This is a genomic window from Pseudomonadota bacterium (genome assembly GCA_040752895.1).
GTDB lineage: Bacteria > Pseudomonadota > Alphaproteobacteria.
On sequence record JBFMHN010000004.1, the window covers coordinates 179,882 to 198,742 of the forward strand.

At 61.9% G+C, this 18,861-nt stretch carries 16 protein-coding genes; 6 read left to right on the forward strand and 10 right to left on the reverse strand.

The window, feature by feature from the left end:
- Positions 1-89: 89 nt before the first annotated feature.
- Positions 90-650, reverse strand: coding sequence for a hypothetical protein (locus tag AB1781_08810; protein MEW5704667.1), 561 nt, complete (start codon positions 648-650; stop codon positions 90-92).
- A 340-nt stretch (positions 651-990) separates the two neighbouring features.
- Between AB1781_08810 and AB1781_08815 the strand changes: the two genes are divergently transcribed.
- Positions 991-1,269, forward strand: a complete 279-nt coding sequence (locus tag AB1781_08815; GenBank protein MEW5704668.1) for a hypothetical protein — start codon at positions 991-993, stop codon at positions 1,267-1,269.
- A gap of 77 nt (positions 1,270-1,346) precedes the next feature.
- On the opposite strand, the gene AB1781_08820 is transcribed toward AB1781_08815, so the two are convergent.
- Genes AB1781_08820 through nirB form a run of 3 tightly spaced genes read right to left on the reverse strand, consistent with a single transcriptional unit; the run spans position 1,347 to position 6,802 of the window.
- On the reverse strand, positions 1,347-4,028 hold the full coding sequence (locus tag AB1781_08820; protein ID MEW5704669.1) for a molybdopterin-dependent oxidoreductase: 2,682 nt from the start codon (positions 4,026-4,028) through the stop codon (positions 1,347-1,349).
- The gene (gene nirD / locus AB1781_08825; protein ID MEW5704670.1) at positions 4,025-4,363 is read right to left on the reverse strand and encodes a nitrite reductase small subunit NirD; all 339 of its coding nucleotides are present in this window, start codon (positions 4,361-4,363) and stop codon (positions 4,025-4,027) included. The genes AB1781_08820 and nirD overlap by 4 nt, the downstream gene beginning before the upstream one ends.
- A 3-nt stretch (positions 4,364-4,366) precedes the next feature.
- Positions 4,367-6,802 (reverse strand): nitrite reductase large subunit NirB, encoded by a 2,436-nt coding sequence (nirB, locus tag AB1781_08830; protein ID MEW5704671.1) that lies wholly within the window; start codon positions 6,800-6,802, stop codon positions 4,367-4,369.
- Positions 6,803-7,179: 377 nt separating this feature from the next.
- Between nirB and AB1781_08835 the strand changes: the two genes are divergently transcribed.
- The gene (locus AB1781_08835; protein ID MEW5704672.1) at positions 7,180-8,445 is read left to right on the forward strand and encodes a nitrate/nitrite transporter; all 1,266 of its coding nucleotides are present in this window, start codon (positions 7,180-7,182) and stop codon (positions 8,443-8,445) included.
- Positions 8,446-8,501: 56 nt separating this feature from the next.
- Positions 8,502-10,178: a protein phosphatase 2C domain-containing protein gene (locus AB1781_08840; protein MEW5704673.1), complete on the forward strand. Its 1,677-nt coding sequence runs from the start codon at positions 8,502-8,504 to the stop codon at positions 10,176-10,178.
- A 111-nt stretch (positions 10,179-10,289) separates the two neighbouring features.
- On the opposite strand, the gene AB1781_08845 is transcribed toward AB1781_08840, so the two are convergent.
- Together AB1781_08845 and AB1781_08850 are read right to left on the reverse strand one after the other, a co-directional pair.
- The gene (locus AB1781_08845) at positions 10,290-11,711 is read right to left on the reverse strand and encodes a tetratricopeptide repeat protein (GenBank protein MEW5704674.1); all 1,422 of its coding nucleotides are present in this window, start codon (positions 11,709-11,711) and stop codon (positions 10,290-10,292) included.
- Between the two features lie 151 nt (positions 11,712-11,862).
- A complete protein-coding gene (locus AB1781_08850) occupies positions 11,863-12,831 on the reverse strand; it encodes a zinc transporter ZntB (protein ID MEW5704675.1) in 969 nt (322 codons plus the stop codon).
- Positions 12,832-12,965: 134 nt separating this feature from the next.
- On the opposite strand from AB1781_08850, the gene AB1781_08855 reads away from it, so the two are divergent.
- Complete coding sequence (locus tag AB1781_08855; GenBank protein MEW5704676.1) at positions 12,966-13,631, forward strand: isoprenylcysteine carboxylmethyltransferase family protein; 666 nt, start codon at positions 12,966-12,968, stop codon at positions 13,629-13,631.
- A gap of 30 nt (positions 13,632-13,661) precedes the next feature.
- On the opposite strand, the gene AB1781_08860 is transcribed toward AB1781_08855, so the two are convergent.
- A complete protein-coding gene (locus tag AB1781_08860; GenBank protein ID MEW5704677.1) occupies positions 13,662-14,123 on the reverse strand; it encodes a hypothetical protein in 462 nt (153 codons plus the stop codon).
- Positions 14,124-14,481: 358 nt separating this feature from the next.
- On the opposite strand from AB1781_08860, the gene AB1781_08865 reads away from it, so the two are divergent.
- Positions 14,482-14,895 (forward strand): GFA family protein, encoded by a 414-nt coding sequence (locus AB1781_08865; protein ID MEW5704678.1) that lies wholly within the window; start codon positions 14,482-14,484, stop codon positions 14,893-14,895.
- Positions 14,896-14,972: 77 nt separating this feature from the next.
- Positions 14,973-15,695: a hypothetical protein gene (locus tag AB1781_08870; GenBank protein MEW5704679.1), complete on the forward strand. Its 723-nt coding sequence runs from the start codon at positions 14,973-14,975 to the stop codon at positions 15,693-15,695.
- Positions 15,696-15,700: 5 nt separating this feature from the next.
- Here the strand turns inward: AB1781_08870 and AB1781_08875 are convergent, their stop codons facing one another.
- The 3 genes from AB1781_08875 to AB1781_08885 form a co-directional block, all read right to left on the reverse strand.
- On the reverse strand, positions 15,701-16,069 hold the full coding sequence (locus tag AB1781_08875; GenBank protein ID MEW5704680.1) for a response regulator: 369 nt from the start codon (positions 16,067-16,069) through the stop codon (positions 15,701-15,703).
- A gap of 53 nt (positions 16,070-16,122) precedes the next feature.
- Positions 16,123-17,724 carry an ATP-binding protein gene (locus tag AB1781_08880; protein MEW5704681.1) on the reverse strand — a complete coding sequence of 534 codons (1,602 nt, stop codon included), beginning with the start codon at positions 17,722-17,724 and terminating at the stop codon, positions 16,123-16,125.
- A 272-nt stretch (positions 17,725-17,996) separates the two neighbouring features.
- Complete coding sequence (locus tag AB1781_08885) at positions 17,997-18,638, reverse strand: ABC transporter substrate-binding protein (GenBank protein MEW5704682.1); 642 nt, start codon at positions 18,636-18,638, stop codon at positions 17,997-17,999.
- Positions 18,639-18,861: the final 223 nt, after the last annotated feature.

Sequence of the window (18,861 nt, forward strand, 5' to 3'; positions counted from 1 at the left end):
GTCGCTGGGTGGGCGACGCATCTCGGACACGCCAAGCGCAACAATTTTGCAGCTAGCCTTCGACGCACCCAAAAAAAAGCCACCGAATCTCAGGCGCTGGCGACGACTTCGTGCACATGCACGTCGGTTGCGTTATGGCGCTTAAGAATATCGGATGCTTTTTTCTCGTCCGCTGGGGTTCGCAGATGTATCCACAGCAAGATGCCGCCGCGTTCGATCTGGCGCTCGTAATATTCGGCGTGTTCCCGGCCGATCTCACCGGCCACCAGGCCTCCGAACGTACCAGCCAGTCCGCCAGCTGCGATGGCTGCGCCGATTGCCGGCAGGAGGGCGCCCGCGGTTGCCACCACCGCTCCCGCCGCGGCGACGGCCGCGACAAAGAAGGGTGCGCCTATTACGGCCGCTTCTTCGACATCGACGGCTCGCCTTGACACCCAGGCGGCGCGAGGCGCTTCGGGATCGTCCTCCGCCTTTTCGGCCCTTGTATAGTGGTGGCCCAGCTTCTTCTCCACCACCTTGTCATGGGCCAACAGGCTCAGTTCCGACACGTTGAAACCGGATACCTGTAACTCGTCCACGGCGAATTCCAAGTCTTCTACCGAATGGAACACGCCGACGACTTCGCTTACGGTTTTTTGGAAGGTCGTCATAGCCGCTCTCCTCCTAACAGGCTTTGGTTCCCAATAGAGACAGATAACCCATTCTTTTTCTTTTTATTATATGGGGATAGTTGGCGGCCTTTTTAAGGAACCGGCGGTAGGGGCGAACGATATATCCCCATCCAGAAGTCAAAAGGTCCCTTTGTTGAAACAGATAACACGGCAATCCCGGCAAGGGTGCCCGCAGAATTGCAGCCTCTATTTTCAACGGGAAATGGCAAACCTGAATACCCATATTTTACTTGACGCGCTGGCTTGGCTTCGCGGGGACAGCCAGGCAGCTTTCCCCGCAACCCGCGTCTTGAAGGGGGGCTAGAGATGGAGGGGTGTCATGCTTGAAATGACAAACATTCATGAATACCGGAAATTGGACGAGGGCGTGGTCAAGGCGATCGCCGAGCATGAGCATATGCCGGATACTGTCGCCGCCGATGTTGGAGATCACTTTCTCCACTCCGAGGGCGGAGTCCGCGAAATCTGCAAGATGATCGTTGAGGACATCACCGCCGCCCGGCGCGAGGGTAATCTCGTTCATATTATGGAGCTCAAGGTTATCCTGGCTCGATTCATGAAGCTTTTCACCAGGGCCGCTCACGCGCCGCTCGGGTAAGTAGAGGCGCTCGCTCCAAGCCGCCCTCATCCCCTTCTCGGGGAGAGGCTGTTTGCCGCCGCCGCTTTTCCATCCGATCAGGCGGCGTTAGGGCGGGTATGGCCGAGCAACTCCTTGAGTTCGGGCAGGCAAGAGCCGCAGTTGGTGCCGGCCTTAAGCGCTTGCCCGATGGCTTCGACACTGGTGAGCTTGCGCTCGCCGATAGCGGCGACCAACCGCTTGAGACCGACGCCAAAGCAGGCGCAAACAATCCGCCCTTCGTCCGCTCCTGGCGTTGGCGCGGCGCCGCCAAGCAACACACGCTGCGCGGATGCGTCAATGCGATCGTGCCGAAACAATTCCAACAGCCAATCGCGCTCGGGAAGCGCTTCGCTGCGCGAGACGAAAAGACAGGCATCCAGCCCGATGGCGTGGAGCTTCACCCAGCGCCAAATCCCGTGTGTCGGGTCGCGGAAACGGATGAGTTCATCGGTGGCGGCGGCCTCGAGAAGATCGCCGGCCCAGCCGTCGATGGCATCGGGAAGGTGCGCGCCGGCGAGTTCGTAAACGAAGCATTGTTCGGCCGCATGGCGGCACCAATAGTCAACGTCGCGCGGCCGACATTCCCGCCGCGAGATCAGGAAACCGCTCCAGCCGGCGGCAAAAGGCGAAATACGCACCCGGGCGTTTTTCGAATCGGGCTGGCCCGAGATCGGGTCAGTCCGCGCCGGCACCAAACGGCCAATGACCGAATTTCCGGTAAAGGCATCGCTCCAATGCATCGGAACGAAAACTGAGCCGGGCTGCTGGCCTGCGCTCAGGCGAACGCGGATGAGAATTTCACCGTTTTGGTTTGCGATTCGGGCAAGCCCGCCGTCGCTGAGACCGAATTTTTCGGCGTCGCCGGGGTGAACTTCGGCAAACGGCTCGGGCTCGGTTACGGCGAGGCGCGGCGATTTTCCGGTTCGGGTCATGGTGTGCCACTGGTCGCGAACCCGGCCGGTATTGAGCACAAGCGGAAACTCGACCCCTGGCGCGTGGCCCGACGGCGTTTGCGAAACGGCGACGAATCGCGCGCGGGTGTCCGGCGTCGCAAATCCGCCATCGGCGAAGAGGCGTTTCGGGCTTGCACCGCCTGCCTTGCGCTTCCCATCGTTCGCCTTTGGCAGCGGCCATTGCACGGGCGCGAAAGCGTCGTATTCCGAATCCGTGATTTCGGCCAAGCCGCCGATGTCGAATCTGCGGTCGCCTTGATTTTCAAAACCCGAAAGGGCGGCGTGCTCGCGAAAAATGTCGGCCGGCGATTCGTACGCGAATTGCTCGGTCCACCCCATGCGGCGCGCCACTTGGGTGACGATCCACCAATCCGGGCGCGCTTCGCCCGGCGGGTCGATAAAACGCCGCTGGCGCGAGATTGTCCGCTCGGAATTGGTCACCGTGCCGTCCTTTTCACCCCAAGCAGCGGCGGGCAAAAGAACATCGGCATAGCGCGTGGTGTCGGTCTCGGCGACGCAATCCGAGACGACGACCATCTCACAAGCCTCGAGTCCGCGCCGGACCTTGTCGGTTTCGGGCAAGCTAACCGCCGGGTTGGTCGCCATGATCCAGATCGCCTTGATCCGCCCCTCGGCCACGGCCTGGAACATATCGACGGCCTTGCGGCCCGGCCCGCGCGCGATGCGGGGCGCTTGCCAGAAGCGGGCGACGCGGGCGAGGGCGGCGTCCTCGAAGCCCATATGGGCGGCAAGCTGGTTGGCCAGCCCACCGACCTCGCGCCCGCCCATGGCATTGGGCTGACCGGTGGCGGAAAAGGGTCCCATGCCGGGACGGCCGATGCGGCCCGTGGCGAGATGGCAATTCAGGATGGCGTTGACCTTGTCCGTGCCTTGCGCCGACTGATTGACGCCTTGGGAAAAAACCGTAACGGTCTTTTCGGTGGTGGCGAACCAGTCGAAGAAGCGCGCAAGATCGTCGGGGTTAAGGCAAGTGCCGGCGGCGATCGCGGCGATCTCGCCGGCCTCGTTGCGGGCGGCGGCAAGGGCTTCAACGAAGCCTTGGGTATGCGACTCGATGAAGCTTCGATCGAGGGCTGCCGCTTGAGCGAGATGGGCCAGCAGCCCGTTCCAAAGCAGCACGTCGCTGCCCGGCTTGAGCGGCATATGCAAGTCAGCGATTTGGCAAGTGACGGTGCGCCGCGGGTCGATGGCGACAACCCGCGTGCCGCGGCGCTCGCGCGCCTCGCTCAGCCTTTGAAACAAGACCGGGTGGCACCAGGCCAGGTTCGAGCCCGTCAGCACCACGAGATCGGCCTCTTCGATATCTTCGTAACAGCCGGGAACGGTGTCCGAGCCGAAGGCGCGGGTATGGCCGGCCACGGTGGACGCCATGCACAACCGTGAATTGGTGTCGATATTGGCGGCGCCGATGAAGCCTTTCATCAACTTGTTGGCGACGTAGTAATCTTCGGTCAGAAGCTGACCCGAAACATAAAAGGCGACGGCCTCGGGGCCGTGCCGATCCATCGCCCGGCTGAAGCCATCGGCAACGGTGGCGATGGCCGACGGCCAATCGATCCGCCGTCCGCCCAGGCGCGGATAAAGCAGCCGGCCGTCATGGCTTAGGGTCTCGGCCAACGCCGCGCCCTTCGAACACAGTCGCCCGAAATTGGCCGGATGCCCGCGGTCGCCGGCGAGCACGACTTTGCCGCCGGGGTCGCGCCGGACAAGGACGCCACAGCCGACGCCGCAATAGGGGCAAGTGGTGCGAACCGGCGCGCTCAAGCGGCTTCGGTCGCTGTTTCTGGGCGATCGAGGGAGATCAGGACCATGCCCTGCTCAACGCGCACGGGGTAGCTATTGGCGCAGCCTTCGTCGGGCGCTACCGCCTTCCCCGTCGTCAGGTCGATGACAAAATCGTGCAGGGGGCAGGTGACGAAATGGTCATGCACGATGCCCTGCGATAGCGGTCCCCCGCGATGCGGGCAACGGTCGGTCAGCGCGAATACGCGGTCGTCGCTGGTGCGAAACAGGCTGATATTGCCGCCAGGCGTGGGCAGGACCCGCGCGCCGAGCCGCGGGATTTGTTCGAGAGGGCAAATTTCGGTCCAGTCGGTCATCGTTCAGGCGTTCACGGTCAAGGGCACGAACTCCGTCCGGTCGAGGCCCGTCGCCCGTTCCGCCCAGGGGTCTTTCTGCACGAAGGTCTGGGCGTGCAGGAAGCGGGCATGGAGCGCCTTGCGTCCTTCCTCGTCCTCGACAATGCGCTGCTTGATGTAAGGCAGCCCGACCCGCTCGATCCAGGGCGCTGTGCGTTCGAGATAATGCGCCTCCTCGCGATAGAGCTGAAGATAGGCGCCGCAGCATTCTTCGACTTCCTCGGGCGTCTTGACCTTGCATAGCAAATCCGTCGCCCGCACCTTGACGCCGCCATTGCCGCCGACATGAAGCTCCCAGCCGGATTCGACGGCGACGACGCCAAAATCCTTGATTGTCGCTTCGGCGCAGTTGCGCGGGCAGCCCGACACCGCCATTTTCACCTTGTGCGGCGTCCAGCTGCCCCAACTCATCCTTTCGAGCGCAATCCCCATCGCGGTCGAATCTTGCACCCCGAAGCGGCACCATTCCGAGCCGACGCAGGTCTTGACCGTGCGCAACGCCTTGCCATAGGCGTGACCAGACACCAGCCCGGCCTTGCTGAGATCGCTCCAGACGGCGGGCAAGTCCTGCTTCTTCACGCCCAGAAGATCGATGCGTTGACCGCCGGTGACCTTGACCGTGGGGATGTCGAACTTATCGGCAACATCGGCAATCGCCCGCAATTCCGCAGGCGTGGTGACGCCGCCCCACATGCGGGGGACGACCGAAAAGGTGCCGTCGCGCTGGATGTTAGCGTGGGCGCGCTCGTTGATGAAGCGCGAGCGGGAATCGTCGCTGTATTCACCCGGCCACGCGCACAAGAGATAATAATTAAGCGCCGGGCGGCACTTGTGACAACCGTCCGGCGTGCGCCATTCGAGAAATGTTCTGACTTCGGAGATCGATTTCAGGTTTTGTTCGCGAATGACCCGGCGGACCTCGTCGTGGGAATACTCGGTGCACGCGCATATCGGCTGCATTTTCGGGGAAACGGAGTAGTCGCTGCCAAGCGCGCTGGCGAGCAATTGTTCGACCAGCCCAGTGCAAGAGCCGCAAGACGACGAGGCCTTGGTATGGGCGCGCACATCCTGCAGCGTGAAAAGTTTCTTGGCGGTTATGGCGGCTAGAATCTGCCCCTTGGAAACGCCATTGCAGCCGCAGATCTCCGCTTCATCGGCGAGTTGCATCGTCGCCGAATGCCCGCCGCGTCCTGAATCCCCGAGATGGAACCGGCCGAACATCAGTTCGTTGCGGAGCGCCGAGACGTCGGTGCCCTCGCGCAGCAATTGGAAATACCAGGCGCTATCGACGGTATCGCCATAGGTGACCGCGCCGCAGATGCGGTTGTCTTTCAAGACCAGCTTCTTGTAGACGCCCTGGAAGGGATCGTGCAGAACGATCTCCTCGCCGCCATTGCCGCTCTGGAAATCGCCCGCCGAGAAAACCTCGACGCCGGTGACTTTGAGCTTGGTCGAGGTGACCGACCCATTGTAGCCGGCGTGGCCGCGGCGTGCGAGCTGATTGGCGCAAACCTTGGCTTGTTCAAACAAAGGCGCGACCAGTCCATAGGTTTTGCCGCGGTGCTGGACGCATTCGCCGACGGCATAAATGCGGGGGTCGTAGGTCTGCATGGTATCGCCGACGGCGATGCCGCGCTCGCAGTGCAAGCCGGCTTTTTTCGCCAGTGCGATGTTGGGCCGGATGCCGACGGCCATGACCACGAGATCGGCGGCGATCTCGGTGCCGTCTTTCAGCCGAACGGCGCTGACGCGATCTTCGCCCAATATCGCCTCGGTCTCGGCCGGCATGTGGAAGACAATCTTGCGGGCTTCGAGGGATTGCCGGAGCATGCCGCCCGCGATCGGGTCGAGCTGGCGCTCCATCAGCGTATCCATCAAGTGGACGACGGTCACCGCCATGCCCCGTTTCAGAAGGCCATAGGCAGCCTCGAGGCCCAGCAACCCCCCGCCGATGACGACGGCCCGGCGATAGCGTTCGGCGGCCAACCGCATAGCCTCGACATCGGCGATGTCGCGGAAGGTCACAACGCCCGGCAGGTTCCTGCCGGGCAACGGCAGAACGATCGGATCGGAACCCGTCGCCAGCAACAGCCGGTCATATTCGGCGAAAGTTCCATCGGAGGCGACGACGCGCCGCCGCTTCCGGTCGATCTCGACCGCTGCCTTGCCTTTGTGCAAAGCGATGCCGTGTTCGGCATACCAGTCTTCGTCGTTGAGCGTGACCTCTTCCAGGCTCTTGTCGCCCGCCAGAACCGACGAGAGCAGAATCCGGTTGTAGTTGCCATGCGGCTCAGCCGAAAAAACCGCGATGTCATAGAGATCGGGCGCGATGGCCAGCAACTCTTCGACCGTCCGCATTCCGGCCATTCCGTTGCCGATGACGACGAGACGCTGCTTCACTGGGGCAATCTCCGCGCTTCGTGTTCGAGCCTTTCGCGATGGGCGCCGGTCATTCAGGGGCGGCACGCTCGCGAACAACTTTCAGAAAACATCACGCAAGCTTCGTGCCATTCCCGGCATTCCGGTAAAGCTTTGGTAGAATAAGGACTTAGCTGGGCCGTGCCGGCAAAATGAACGGTGCGCCCGGCCTATTTATTGAGCAGCGCAATAATTATCGCCCAGATTACGATCAATTATCTTTAGTGCACTATTTTTGATCAACTTAATAACGCCATGATTTACAAGGAAAAAACCAATTTTATCGCAAATTATAGGCTGGCATGCCCCTTGCTTGTTGCACTGCAAGAAAGACAAGAAGGAGCAAACGGATGGGACCGATGGATTTTCGCGATTTCCGCAAGGCCGGGCATTGGCCAACGCTGCTGGCGGCGTTCCTGTATTTCGATTTCAGCTTCATGGTCTGGGTCACGCTTGGACCGCTGATCATCTACATCTCGCGCGATCTCAATATCGCGATGGAGGAAAAATTCACTCTGGTGGCGATTCCGATATTGGCTGGCGCGTTGTGGCGATTGCCGGTCGGTATGCTGGCGGATCATTTCGGCGGAAAGCGCACCGCTACCGTCGCGCAATCGCTGGTCATCGCCGCCATGGCGTACGCATGGATTTTTGGCTTGAACAGCAAGCTCGACGTTCAGCTTCTTGGCGTCGTGTTGGGGATCGCCGGCGCTTCTTTCGCGGTCGCCTTGCCGCAAGCGAGCCGCTGGTATCCGCCGCATTATCAGGGCATTGTCATGGGTATTGCCGGGGCTGGTAATTCGGGGGTAGTGCTGAATACTTTGATCGTGCCCTCGCTTGCCGAAACGTATGGCTGGCAAAACGTGTTCGGCTTTTTGCTGATCCCTCTGCTGGTGGTATTTGCGGTTTATCTGTTGCTGGCCAAAGATGCGCCAAACGCCCGCCGGCCGGTGAATTGGCAAAGCTACCGCGCGCTGCTTGGCGATCGAGATAGCTGGTGGTTTATGTTCTTTTACTTCATCACCTTCGGCGGTTTTGTCGGGCTTGCCAGCGCCTTGCCGGTTTACTTCACGGTGCAATATCACGTCTCGGGCGTGGCGGCAGGGCTTATGGTCGCCATCATCGTCTTGTGCGGCTCCTGCTTTCGCCCCGTCGGCGGCTTTGTCGCCGATCGCTTTGGCGGCATCCGCAGTTTGCTTATTTTATTCACCGTGGTCGCGGCGGCTTATTGCATCATCGCGAATATGCCGGGTGGCCCCGCCCCCGACACGGCGGCCGGCGCGTCTTGGGCCATTACCGATATGCCGCCGATCGCCTGGGCGTCGGTTTTGCTTTTTTCAACCGGCATGCTGGCGCTGGGCATGGGCAATGGCGCGATCTTTCAGCTCATTCCGCAACGCTTCCGCCAAGAAATCGGCACCCTGACCGGCTTGGTCGGTTGTGCGGGCGGCATCGGCGGGTTTTTTCTTGCCAAGACGCTGGGCCTGTCGCAGGCATGGAGCGGCAGCTTTAGCGGCGGCTTCCTGGTTTTTGCGTTATTGGCGCTTCTGGGGCTTGGCGGGCTCGTCACCGTCAAGCGCCGCTGGCGGACCACCTGGGGTGCGCGCTCGGGCGCGCAGATCTGATCGATCCGCGCCAGAAAGGAACGGATTTATCGGTGCAGTTTTGCAACGATCTTCATGTGCGGGTCGGCTTTGCCAGCGAGCGGGGGGCGCGCGCGCGTAACGAAGATTTTCTTGCGGCCTATACCGGCACGGCCAAGGAGCGCGCGAGCCATGGCCTGGTGGCGGCGATCGCCGATGGCGTCGGCGGCGCCAAGGGCGGGCGGGAAGCGGCGGAGATTGCGGTCCGGGACTTCATCGAGGGCTATCTAAGCCAACCCGCGACCTTGAGCGTCGAACGGGCGGCGGCCCGGGTGCTGGAAGCAACGAACCGCTGGGTATTCGCGCAAGGGCGCGGGGATGCGAACCTGCAGGGCATGGCGACCACGCTGAGCGCGCTGATCCTGCTCGGCCGCAAGGCGCATGCGATCCATGTCGGTGACAGCCGCGTCTACCGTTTCAGCCGCAATCGTTTGCAGCGGCTGACCGAAGATCACGTTCATCGCCATCCCGATCTGTCGCATGTGCTGTACCGCGCCATCGGCGTCGAGGAGGCCTTGCGCCTCGATCACTTGTCGCTTGGCCTGGAAGCCCATGACCGCTTTCTGCTGTGCACCGATGGTGTGCATGGCGCGCTGTCGGACGCGCGCATCGCCGAACAGCTTGGACGCGGCGCGGCGGCGGACGAAACCGCGCGCAGTCTGGTGGTGGCGGCGCTGACGGCTGGCAGCCAGGACAATGCCAGCGCCCTGGTACTCGACGTGATCGCATTGCCATCACTCGATTGGGCCGGCGTCGAAAGCGAAGTTGGCGATCTGCCGATCGGCGAACTGCCCAAACCCGGCGATGAAATCGACGGGTTTCGACTAGGCCCAGTTCTTTCGGATGGCCGTTACTGTCGGCTCTATCGGGCGTACGACCCAGCTTCGGCGCGAGAGGTCGTGCTTAAATTTCCGCGCCCGCGTGTCGCCGACGATGCGGTCTATCGCGTCGCCTTTGCGCGCGAAACTTTGGTCGCCAGCCAAACGCGCAGTCCCTGGCTCGGCGAGATCGTTCCGCTGTTGCCCGAGCGGCGATCGCGGCTTTATCTGGCGATGCCGTTTTACGATGGCGAAACGCTGGAAGCGCGGCTCGCGCGCCGTCCGCAGGTCACGCTGGCCGAGGGTGTCGGGATCGGCATCGCGCTCGCCAAGGCGGTGGTGGCGCTGCATCGTGCCGGCATTATTCATCGTGACATCAAGCCCGATAACGTCATGGTGCTCAAGGGCGGCGGTCTCAGGCTGCTTGATTTCGGGGTGGCGCGTATGGCCAAGGCCGAAGACCCCAGTGTGGAAGCGATCCCCGGAACGCCGAGCTTCATGGCGCCGGAAATGCGCGAAGGCAGCAACGGCGACGAGTCGACCGATCTTTATGCCCTTGGCGTGACGCTCTATCGCGCCTTTAGCGGACACTATCCCTACGGCGAGATCGAACCTTTTTCCCATCCACGGTTGAAGCCGCCCGTGCCGCTGTCGCGTTACCGTCCCGATCTGCCGGCCTGGCTCGACTTTGCTTTAGGCCGCGCTTTCGCCATCGATCGCGGTCAACGTCATGGGGACGTGCTGGAGTTTGCCTTCGAGATCGAGAACGGCCTGGCGCGTGGCGGCATAACGGCAGAGTCGCGGCGACCCCTGTACGAGCGCAACCCGCTGCTGTTCTGGCAGGTGGTTAGCCTGTTGCTGCTGGGGCTGCTGGCGCTTTCCTGGGGCGTTCGCTAATAGCCGCCGTGGCCCAAGGGGATTGCTATCCCGGGTAATTCGCGAAATTTCCCCGTGTTTTTCCCATTAAACAGGGCAATCGGCGGGGACGGTGCCCTTCGCTACGCTTCTCTAGCGGTGCGCGGAGGGCGCGATTGTCTGCGTAATGCTGGACATACAGTTGATGCCCCGGGTCTTGTCGTAGAAACAATGATCGAAGATCGCGCGGACGTTAACGTCGAACTCCTCCCAGTAGCCCGTGGCGTCGTCCGTGATGCGGATCTTCCGGCTGCCGTCTCGGATCCGCAGACCGAGTTCCTTGCCGCTGCCCTTCGCATAACCCAGCATGGTGCCGACCACCGTTCCGTCCACACGGATAGTGTAGGTCGGTGAGATCGTGGTCTCGTAAGCGTAGAGAATGAAATTGGCGTGGTGTTCGATCGGCCCGTCGGGATGCGGCACGGTGAACACTTGCACAACCTTGCCCTTGCCCCAGGGGTTGGGCGCGACCTTGACGCTGATGCGGTCGGCGATCGGGATCGCGTCGCGGTGCTTGGCATAGTCGAAGTCGTACTCATAGTAATCGACATAGCCGAGCGGCTTGAACTGCCAGCGCTCCGCCGGCCTGTCCATCGGCGAACAGTCGGAGAACGGGTCGTCCGGATCCTCCGCGCAGTCGGGGCCGGGGTTGAAGTGGAAGCTGTCGTCGGTCGCGATCCAGCGCGGGGCGCCGCCGTCGAGGGCGAGCGCGCGGCGGATGCGCGGCAACAGATCGTCGGGGCCGGCGGCCGGTCCCTCGAAGATGCAGACGTACTGCCGCAGCGCCTTGTCGGTCTCGTCGACGATTCCGCAGCTGGAAGCGCCCGGCAGCGCGTAACGCGCGTCGGCCACCTTGTTCGCGTTGAACGCGCCCGCGGTCAGCATCTTGAAGTCGCGCTCGGCGTCGGCGATGGCCAGCCGGAGGACGGCGCAGAAGCCTTCGCGGCAGGGTGGGTCACGCGGCAGGCGGTCGAGCACGGGCAGGAAGTCGTCGACGAACGGATCCCTGCCAACGGCGGCGCGCAGCCACTTCTCGCCCTCGGCCATGTCCACCGGCACGCCATCGCCCACCAGCAGTTGGGTGCCGAGTTCCACCTGCGCGTAAGCCCAGCCCTGTGTTGCCGATGCGCGGTACAGCCCGGCCGCCTTCGGTTTGTCGATGGGGGTGTCCGCGATGCCGTAGCGGTAGAAGTCGCCGGCCCATGCCTGCGCCGGCGCAAAACCCCGCGCGGCGGAGCGGTCATACCAGCGCAGCGCGGCGGGGACATCCTGCGTGACTCCGAAACCGTTTTGGAGCCGGACGCCGATCAAGAACTGATGCCGAGCCGAGAGCGAACCATCGTCGGCGCTGGGAATCGGGCCGCTCAGTTTTTCGGCGGCGGCAATCAAATCCTGAAAGGTCTCGGCGACGGGCTTGGTCGGCACAGCCGGCTTCGCGTCTGGTGGGGCCTCGGCGGGCGGGGCCGCCATTGCGCCGAGCGATGCGCCAACGAGCAGCGCGAAGAACGTGAACATCAGGCGTCGCATCGGGCGGGTTCTCAAGCTGTCGGTGAGCGTCGTAGCCTGTTCTTATCTTTGCTTGATTGCAAGAGCCAACAAGCCGACCCCGCCGCTCTATTTCCGATGAACGCCCTGCGCCGGCCGGAGGCTCGGGCACACAATCCCGTCAGACCCAGCGCAGTTTGCGGAAGAGCCAAAGCTCGAAAAGGCCGACGGCAAGCAGGGCTCCGCAGACGGCGACGAAGGCCCACGGCGTCTCCGCGCCCGGGATGCCGGCCACGTTGATGCCGAGAAGTCCGGTGATGAAGCTTAAGGGCAGGAAGATGCCGGCGACGAGGGATAGCGCGTACATCGTGCGGTTCATCTGCTCGGAGAGCCGGTTCGTCAATTCGTCCTGAATAACGGCGGCCCGCTCGCGCGCCGCATCCAAATCTTCAACGTAGCGGACGACCTGATCGGCGACATCGCGAAGCTTGGCTCGGCGCCTGGCGTCCAGCCATGGCGTGTCGAGCGTTGCAAGCTGGCCGAGCGCTTCGCGCTGGGGTGCGAGGTAACGCCGAAGCGCGATCGCCTCGCGCCGAAGCTCCCCAAGGCGGGAGCGCAGCGCGCCGCTTTGGACGACAAGGATTTCGTCCTCCAGCGCATCCACGTTGTCGTCCAGCTCGGTGATGACGAAGGCCATACGGTCGACGAGACGTTCGGCCAGATCGGCGACGAAGTCGCCGGCCGTGCGCGGCCCCCGACCGGCCCCGAGCGCGTCCGCAATGTCTTGGGTGGCGATGACTCGCCTCCCGCGTGTCGTCACGATGCGCGTCGGCTCGACCCAGGCCCGAACCGCGACCATGTCCTCCGGGTCGGCGCCCGGGTTCAGGTTGACGCCGCGCAAGGTCAGTATCGCGCCGTCGTTATGGCGGGTGCAGCGGGGCCGCGCCTCCTCGGCGAGCAACGCCTCGCCGACGTCCGGGTCGAGCCCGCTTGCCTCGCTGATCCATTGCCGCGCGGCCTGGGATTGGCGGTTCAGGTGCACCCAGAGGAGGCCCTCGCCAGGCTTTCCGATGTCGTGCCAGTCAACCGCTTCGCCACCCCCCGCGCCATCCAGCCGGAAGGCAGCGATCAAGCCTTCGCTTTTATCCATGGTTGCCTCGTCCGTTTGTCCCTGCGGTATCAACATGATAGCAGACCGGCGGCGGCGAAGGGGGCGCGATATCTTCCTTGCGGCAGCGGCACGCAGCCGGTAGTTTCGCGCGGCCGGTTGACAGAGGGGCGCCCATGTCGAACCAGAAAATCCACGTTCCAGTCAGCCCGATGACTGCCGTCTCGCCTTCTCCCAGCCTTTCTTCCGTTCAGCACCGCCGCAAGCGTGCCATCTTGGGGGTCGGCCTTCTTCTTCTGCCCACCGGCCTCTTCACGCAATCCTGGTGGACTCCGGGAGGGGCCTGGCACGAGGGCCTCGAAATCCTTGGCCTGTTTCTTATCGGGTTTTGCGTCCTCGGACGGGCCTGGTGCAGCATGTATATCGGCGGGCAGAAAAACGCGACGGTCATCCACAGCGGTCCCTATTCGGTCGTGCGCAACCCACTTTACGTGTTCTCGGTCATCGCCGCCGGTGGCGTGGGGTTTCTGGTCGGCAGCGGCGTCGTTGGCGTGCTGTTCGCGTTTCTCATTTTTCTGATTTTCAATGGCGTCAGCCGAAAAGAAGAAGCGTTTCTGTCGGTCAAACTTGGCGAGTCCTACCGCGCCTATCTGGCCGAGGTTCCGCGTTGGCTGCCGCGCTGGCGGCTGTGGAAGAACGCCGAGACGCTTGTCGTGCGGCCGTCGCTCGTTTGGATCACATTCCGGGACTCCTGCCTTTTCTACCTCGCCCTGCCGCTTTTCGAAGGGATCGAAAAGCTGCAACTGGCCGGTTACCTGCCGGTCTATCTATGGCTTCCTTAAGCCCTTCGGGATGGGGTTCGGGCGGCGGTTTCAGTCGTTGAAGGAAAAGCGGAGCATCCCCATCAGGTGGGCGAAAATCCCGGTGACGAAGGACCCCACGACCATCCATTCCAGCCAGCCGACGCTTCGCACCGGTGCCATGAAGAGCGAATAGAGCCAGCCGAACATGTGCGCCGCCCAAAGAAACCCAAGGCCAAACATCCCGCCGATGACAATTTTCAAGGTTGATCGGTAGATACCCGTCTTTTCCGCTTTCTTTTCCATCATCGCGTTGCTGCTTTCTGTTTTTTCCAAGCTTCCTCCACCGGGGTACGCCAAAAAGCCTTGCGGTTTCGGAACCGGTTGCGCCGACTCGGCCGGACGGGCAGCAAGCCGGGCTAGCCGCCGGTCCAAACGGTCAGTGCCATGAGGAAGAAGATGACGAGGGCCGAAAAAAGTTTGAGGAGCATGACTGTCTCCCGGGTGGGCAGAAGCTAAGGTTGCGTTCGGCAAGCCGGCCTTCCGCTTTTTCGTGCTTCCGCTCTTCCGTCTGGTTTCGGATGGGAAAAGCATCGCCCGTCCGTTCGGCGTTGTCGAATCACAACCGGCGTTTCGTTTTGCAATGCGAAAGGAAAAACGCCGCTTTAATCCGTCCTCCGGCGGCTGTTTTGGGTTGCGGTGCGAAATTCATCCACAAGAATCGATTATGCCATATTGACCTAATATGCCGCACTCGATGTCGGGCGTGGTTAAATTGCCTGACTGGGGCGGGGCGGGCTAGTGTGGGGCGAAGCCTTTCGGAAAGGCAAGAGAACAAGAGAACAAGAGAGCAAGAGAGCAAGAGAGCAAGAGAGCAGGGAAGAAGATAATCATGACGACTTATAAGGGCGGCTGCATGTGCGGCGCCATCCGTTACGAGATCGCGGGCGAACCCATGCTTGCCGGCAATTGCCATTGCCGCGACTGCCAGAAGGCGTCGGGCGGCGGCTCTGCCGCGGTGGCGGTTTTCCCGAAGGCGAACGCCAAGTTTCTTAAGGGCGAGGCAAAATATTATACCGTCGCCGCGGACAGCGGGCGGAAGATAAGCCGCGGCTTTTGTCCGAATTGCGGGGCGCCGGTGTTCTCTAAACTCGAGATGCTGCCGGACGCCATCGTCATCAAGGCATCTAGCCTCGACGACCCAGGCCTCTACAAGCCGACCATGCATCTCTATACGGCGAGCGCCCAGCCATGGGACACCCTTCCCGACGACGGGTTGGCACGGTTCCCGAAGATGCCGGAATAAACGGGGCGTTCGTTATCGTCCGCCGTCCGCTTTTTTTCACATAGGAAAAGCGGCCCCCGGTTGATATGTTGCCGGCCATGTCAAAAAAGGCGTGCCTTGAGCCCAAACACTTTCGCCACGTTTACGACCGGTTCCAAACGGCCGTTTCGCGTTACGATTGCGGAAAGAAGTGCGCGCCGCTGAACGGCGGCGAGCCGGTGTGCTGTACGACCCAGGACGCCGTTCCCGTCGCCCACAAGGCGGAATGGGAACTGCTGAAATCGCGGACCGATCTGTGGCACCGCTTCAAGCCCTACGATGCCGCCACGCGCCGCATCGTCGAAGAGACGGCGGGCGACTGCCGGACGATCGAATGCAAGGGGGCGCGCTTCTGCGAGCGGGAGAACCGCACGCTTGCCTGCCGGGCCTTTCCCTTCTTTCCTTACATCACGCTGGAGGGCGAATTCCTGGGCCTGGGCTATTTCTGGGAATTCGAGGACCGTTGCTGGGTGATCTCGAATCTGCGGGTCGTTACCCGCTCGTTCGTGCGGGAATTCGTTGAGGCGCAGGAGTATCTTTTTGCCCGGGACCCGCAGGAAAAGTCCTACGCCCACGAGCATTCCATCACGGCGCGCCGCGTGTTCTCGCGGTGGAACCGCCCGATCCCCCTGATCGGCCGCGATGGCGGCTACTTCAAGGTATTGCCCCATGGGGGCGGCCTTGTGAAGGCAAAGCTTTCCGAGTTCCGCGCCCACGGGCCCTACGTTTCGGAGAAAGCCTACCGCCAGGCGATCGAAGAGGACGCCGCCCGTCGCCGGTAAACGGCCTAGTCCATCAATTTCTGTTCGATGAAGCGCTTCAGCGCGCGCAAGGGGATCGGTTTGTCGATGACGCCGAAGACGTTGATCTCGGCGCTGTTGGCGTCGTGGATGCAATCGGCGTGCCCGGACATGAGGATGACGGAAGGTTTCGGCGAAAGCCTGTCAATGAGGCGGGCCACCTCGATCCCGTCCAGCCCGGGCATCTTGATGTCGAGCAGGACAATGTCGGGGTGGTTTTTCTTGATGCTGCTGAGGGCGCCGTAGCCGTTCTGTTCTTGTAGGCAGTCGATGTTCAGGGTTGCCAGGAAGTCCGCCAATTCCTTCAGTTGTAGCGGATCGTCATCAACGACGAGTATGGATTTTCGCTTTTCCATTGTTTTCCGCGTTTCCTTTCCCTGAGACTGCTCCCTGAGACTGGCCCCGCAGCTTACAGGTTTTTTTCAGAATCCGCTTGCGGAAGTTTGATCTCGAAGCAGGTCCCCGCGGGGGTGTTTGCGGCGACGATCTGCCCGCCCATGGCGTTAACTATGTTTTGCGAGACGGCGAGTCCAAGCCCCGTTCCCTTGCCAACCGCCTTCGTCGTGAAGAAAGGATCGAAGAGACGGGCGAGATTGGCGGACGGGATGCCGATGCCGTTGTCGGTGACACGGAGCCTGATTTGGGTCGCCGGGGGATCGGGGGGCTTTGAGCCCGAGGTCAGGATCTCAAGCGTGATCCGGCCCTTCTCCGCCGCCGGTGCGTTCGGGGGCGCCCCGCGTTCCTGGATGGCGTCCCGGGCGTTATTCAGGAGGTTCAAGAGGGCGTGCTCGATCTGGTTTGGATGCCCGCGCACCTCAAGCGGCGTTGCCGGCAAGTGGACATCCAATTCGATGCCATCGGCATCGAATTGGTCGCGGAGCAGGTCGGCGGCCTGCTGAGCGACGGCGACAAGGTCAAAAACTTCCGTATGGGTCTTGTCGAGACGGCTGAACGATCGCAAATGATTGATGATCTTGCCCATCCGTTCCGATTGCTTCGAGATGGTCGCCAGCTTTTCCTCCGTATAGGCGGCGTCCAGGCCGTCCGCCTGCCGCCGCAGGAGCGCGTTCTCCGCCGCCATGCGGATGACGTTCAAGGGCTGGTTCAGCTCGTGGGCGATGCCGGCCGACATCTGTCCGAGGGTAGCCAGTTTCGACGCTTGCAGGAGTTGGACCTGCAGGGCTTTCTGCTCGGTGATATCGCGCACGATTACGATGTGCAACTCCTCGCCGCCATAGGTCATGCGGCTTGTGGCGATGTCCGCCAGGAAGGTGGCGCCGTCCCTTCGCTTCGCGATAAGTTCACGGGCGGAAGTGGCCACTCCCCATCTCCAAGGCGATGCCGAGGTACTTTCTTTCTCCTCGGTGGCCACGTTGTATTCGGTCGGCACGAGGTCCCCGAAGAACACCTTTCCGACGCACGCGTCTGGCGGATAGCCGAATAGTTTCCCGGCCGCCGAATTTGCAGATTTGACGCGGCCGTCTTGACCGATGGTCACGATACCGTCGAAAACGTTGTCCATGATTCCGCGAAGGCGTTCCTGCAACGAGATGATGTCCACGAAGGTTTGTCCGATTCGCAGGCTGACCATAAGAATGGCCACGCAATAAAAGGCGATCATGGCTGCCATCGTCAGATGGATGGGCTCGCCAAGCAGGAGGATGCGGATGCCAACCGGCGGCAGACTGGTCAGAAAGAAAGCGTGAAAGGCCTGGATGTGGTGGCTGGAGATGACGAGCGCGCCGGTCGCCATGCCGCCGATGACGAAAAGAAGAAAGGTGTACAGAAGCGGGTTGTCGGGAACGAAGAGAAGAACGCCGGCCAGTCCCCAGATGCTGCCGGCCAAGCCGGCACTTAAGGTGAGCCGGTTTGCCCATCGCCTGGCGTTCGTAGTGTCGATGCGGGCCTTCCGGAACCGCGCCCAGATGGCCAGCCGTAAGAGGCCGACGGCGACGAGGCCGATAAACCAGTAGACCGAGCGTGTTCCTGGCGACGGCGCTCTCCAGCACAAGGACGACGAGACCGGCGTTCAATAGGTTGAGGGTCACCGCGAGCGGAACGCCGCGATAGGCGTGAGGAAGAAGTATGGCTAGGGCGTGGTTAGAGCGGTGGCTCGGCATGGCGTTCGTCCAGCGGTGGCTCCGCGCAGGGTAGCACGTTTCGGACCCAAGGCCCGTCCTGCGCCCGCGGAGGGTCCCGGCGGCTTTCCGGCCCGTCGTTGCTCGCGTCTTTCACGCCGCCGTTCCGGGCGGGGATTGCCCCGATTTCCCGGGGGAAGGCCTTTCAGGAGGCGCCGGAAAGACTCCGGTTCACGCCCTCCGTTTTCTTGCGCAGAATTTCAAGCAAGCCATCGATCCCACTGCCAGCGCGCTGGATGACGGCGGCAAATTCGTTGCGGTGGGTCAACACCATGCTCAAGCCCTCGATGGAGACATCGATAACCTTGATGCCGGCGTTCGGCTCGTGAACCCGCCAGTCCACGCGAACCGACGGCGCCGTGCGCCGGATAATGCGCGTATAAACGATGGCGTCTTCCCCGCCATCCTGCCGCACGTCGTTCACTTCGAAGGTTTCGTCGTTGTATTCCTTGAATCGGCTGGAATAGGCCAGCACGATGTAATCCTCCAGAAGAGACTGGAATTCCTTTTTCTGCGCCTCCGTGGCTTGCGACCAATAGCGCCCAAGAACGAAACGGGCGATGATCGGCAAGTCGAAATTTTCCTCGAAAAGCTTGCGGAAACGGGCCTGGCGGGTCGAATCTTCCAGCGTCGGTTCCGTTAGCATGGTGATGGCCTTGCCGCCGAGGCCATTGATGAAGCTGGTCGCCTTGTTGGCTTCTAGGGCCGCCAGCGGACTGCTCGGAAGCGTCAGAACAAGGATTAGAAATACAATCCGGTAGAAACGCGATGCGGGATTTTTTGACACAGGATTTAATGGCATGGCTTGTTCGGCGACCGAAGCGCTCCCTTCAAGTGGTGGACGTTCTTTGCTGCTTGTTACGGTCTCTTGTCGTTTTAAAGCGCGCCGAAAGGGAGGGAAAATCGAAGACGACCGACCGTCACGAATTCTATCCTACCGGCGCAGGCGGTATAAGGTACGCACCGCTGCGTAGAAATCAACCAGCTTCTCCTTACTTAATCCTTACTCG

What these genes read in the sequence shown, in the direction of transcription:
- AB1781_08810 (MEW5704667.1), bottom strand. Translation starts at nt 650, where the DNA reads ATGACGACCTTCCAAAAAACCGTAAGCGAAGTCGTCGGCGTGTTCCAT.
- AB1781_08875 (MEW5704680.1), bottom strand. Translation starts at nt 16,069, where the DNA reads ATGGAAAAGCGAAAATCCATACTCGTCGTTGATGACGATCCGCTACAA.
- AB1781_08865 (MEW5704678.1), top strand. Translation starts at nt 14,482, where the DNA reads ATGACGACTTATAAGGGCGGCTGCATGTGCGGCGCCATCCGTTACGAG.
- AB1781_08845 (MEW5704674.1), bottom strand. Translation starts at nt 11,711, where the DNA reads ATGTTCACGTTCTTCGCGCTGCTCGTTGGCGCATCGCTCGGCGCAATG.
- nirD (MEW5704670.1), bottom strand. Translation starts at nt 4,363, where the DNA reads ATGACCGACTGGACCGAAATTTGCCCTCTCGAACAAATCCCGCGGCTC.
- AB1781_08850 (MEW5704675.1), bottom strand. Translation starts at nt 12,831, where the DNA reads ATGGATAAAAGCGAAGGCTTGATCGCTGCCTTCCGGCTGGATGGCGCG.
- AB1781_08835 (MEW5704672.1), top strand. Translation starts at nt 7,180, where the DNA reads ATGGATTTTCGCGATTTCCGCAAGGCCGGGCATTGGCCAACGCTGCTG.
- AB1781_08815 (MEW5704668.1), top strand. Translation starts at nt 991, where the DNA reads ATGCTTGAAATGACAAACATTCATGAATACCGGAAATTGGACGAGGGC.
- AB1781_08870 (MEW5704679.1), top strand. Translation starts at nt 14,973, where the DNA reads ATGTCAAAAAAGGCGTGCCTTGAGCCCAAACACTTTCGCCACGTTTAC.
- AB1781_08855 (MEW5704676.1), top strand. Translation starts at nt 12,966, where the DNA reads ATGTCGAACCAGAAAATCCACGTTCCAGTCAGCCCGATGACTGCCGTC.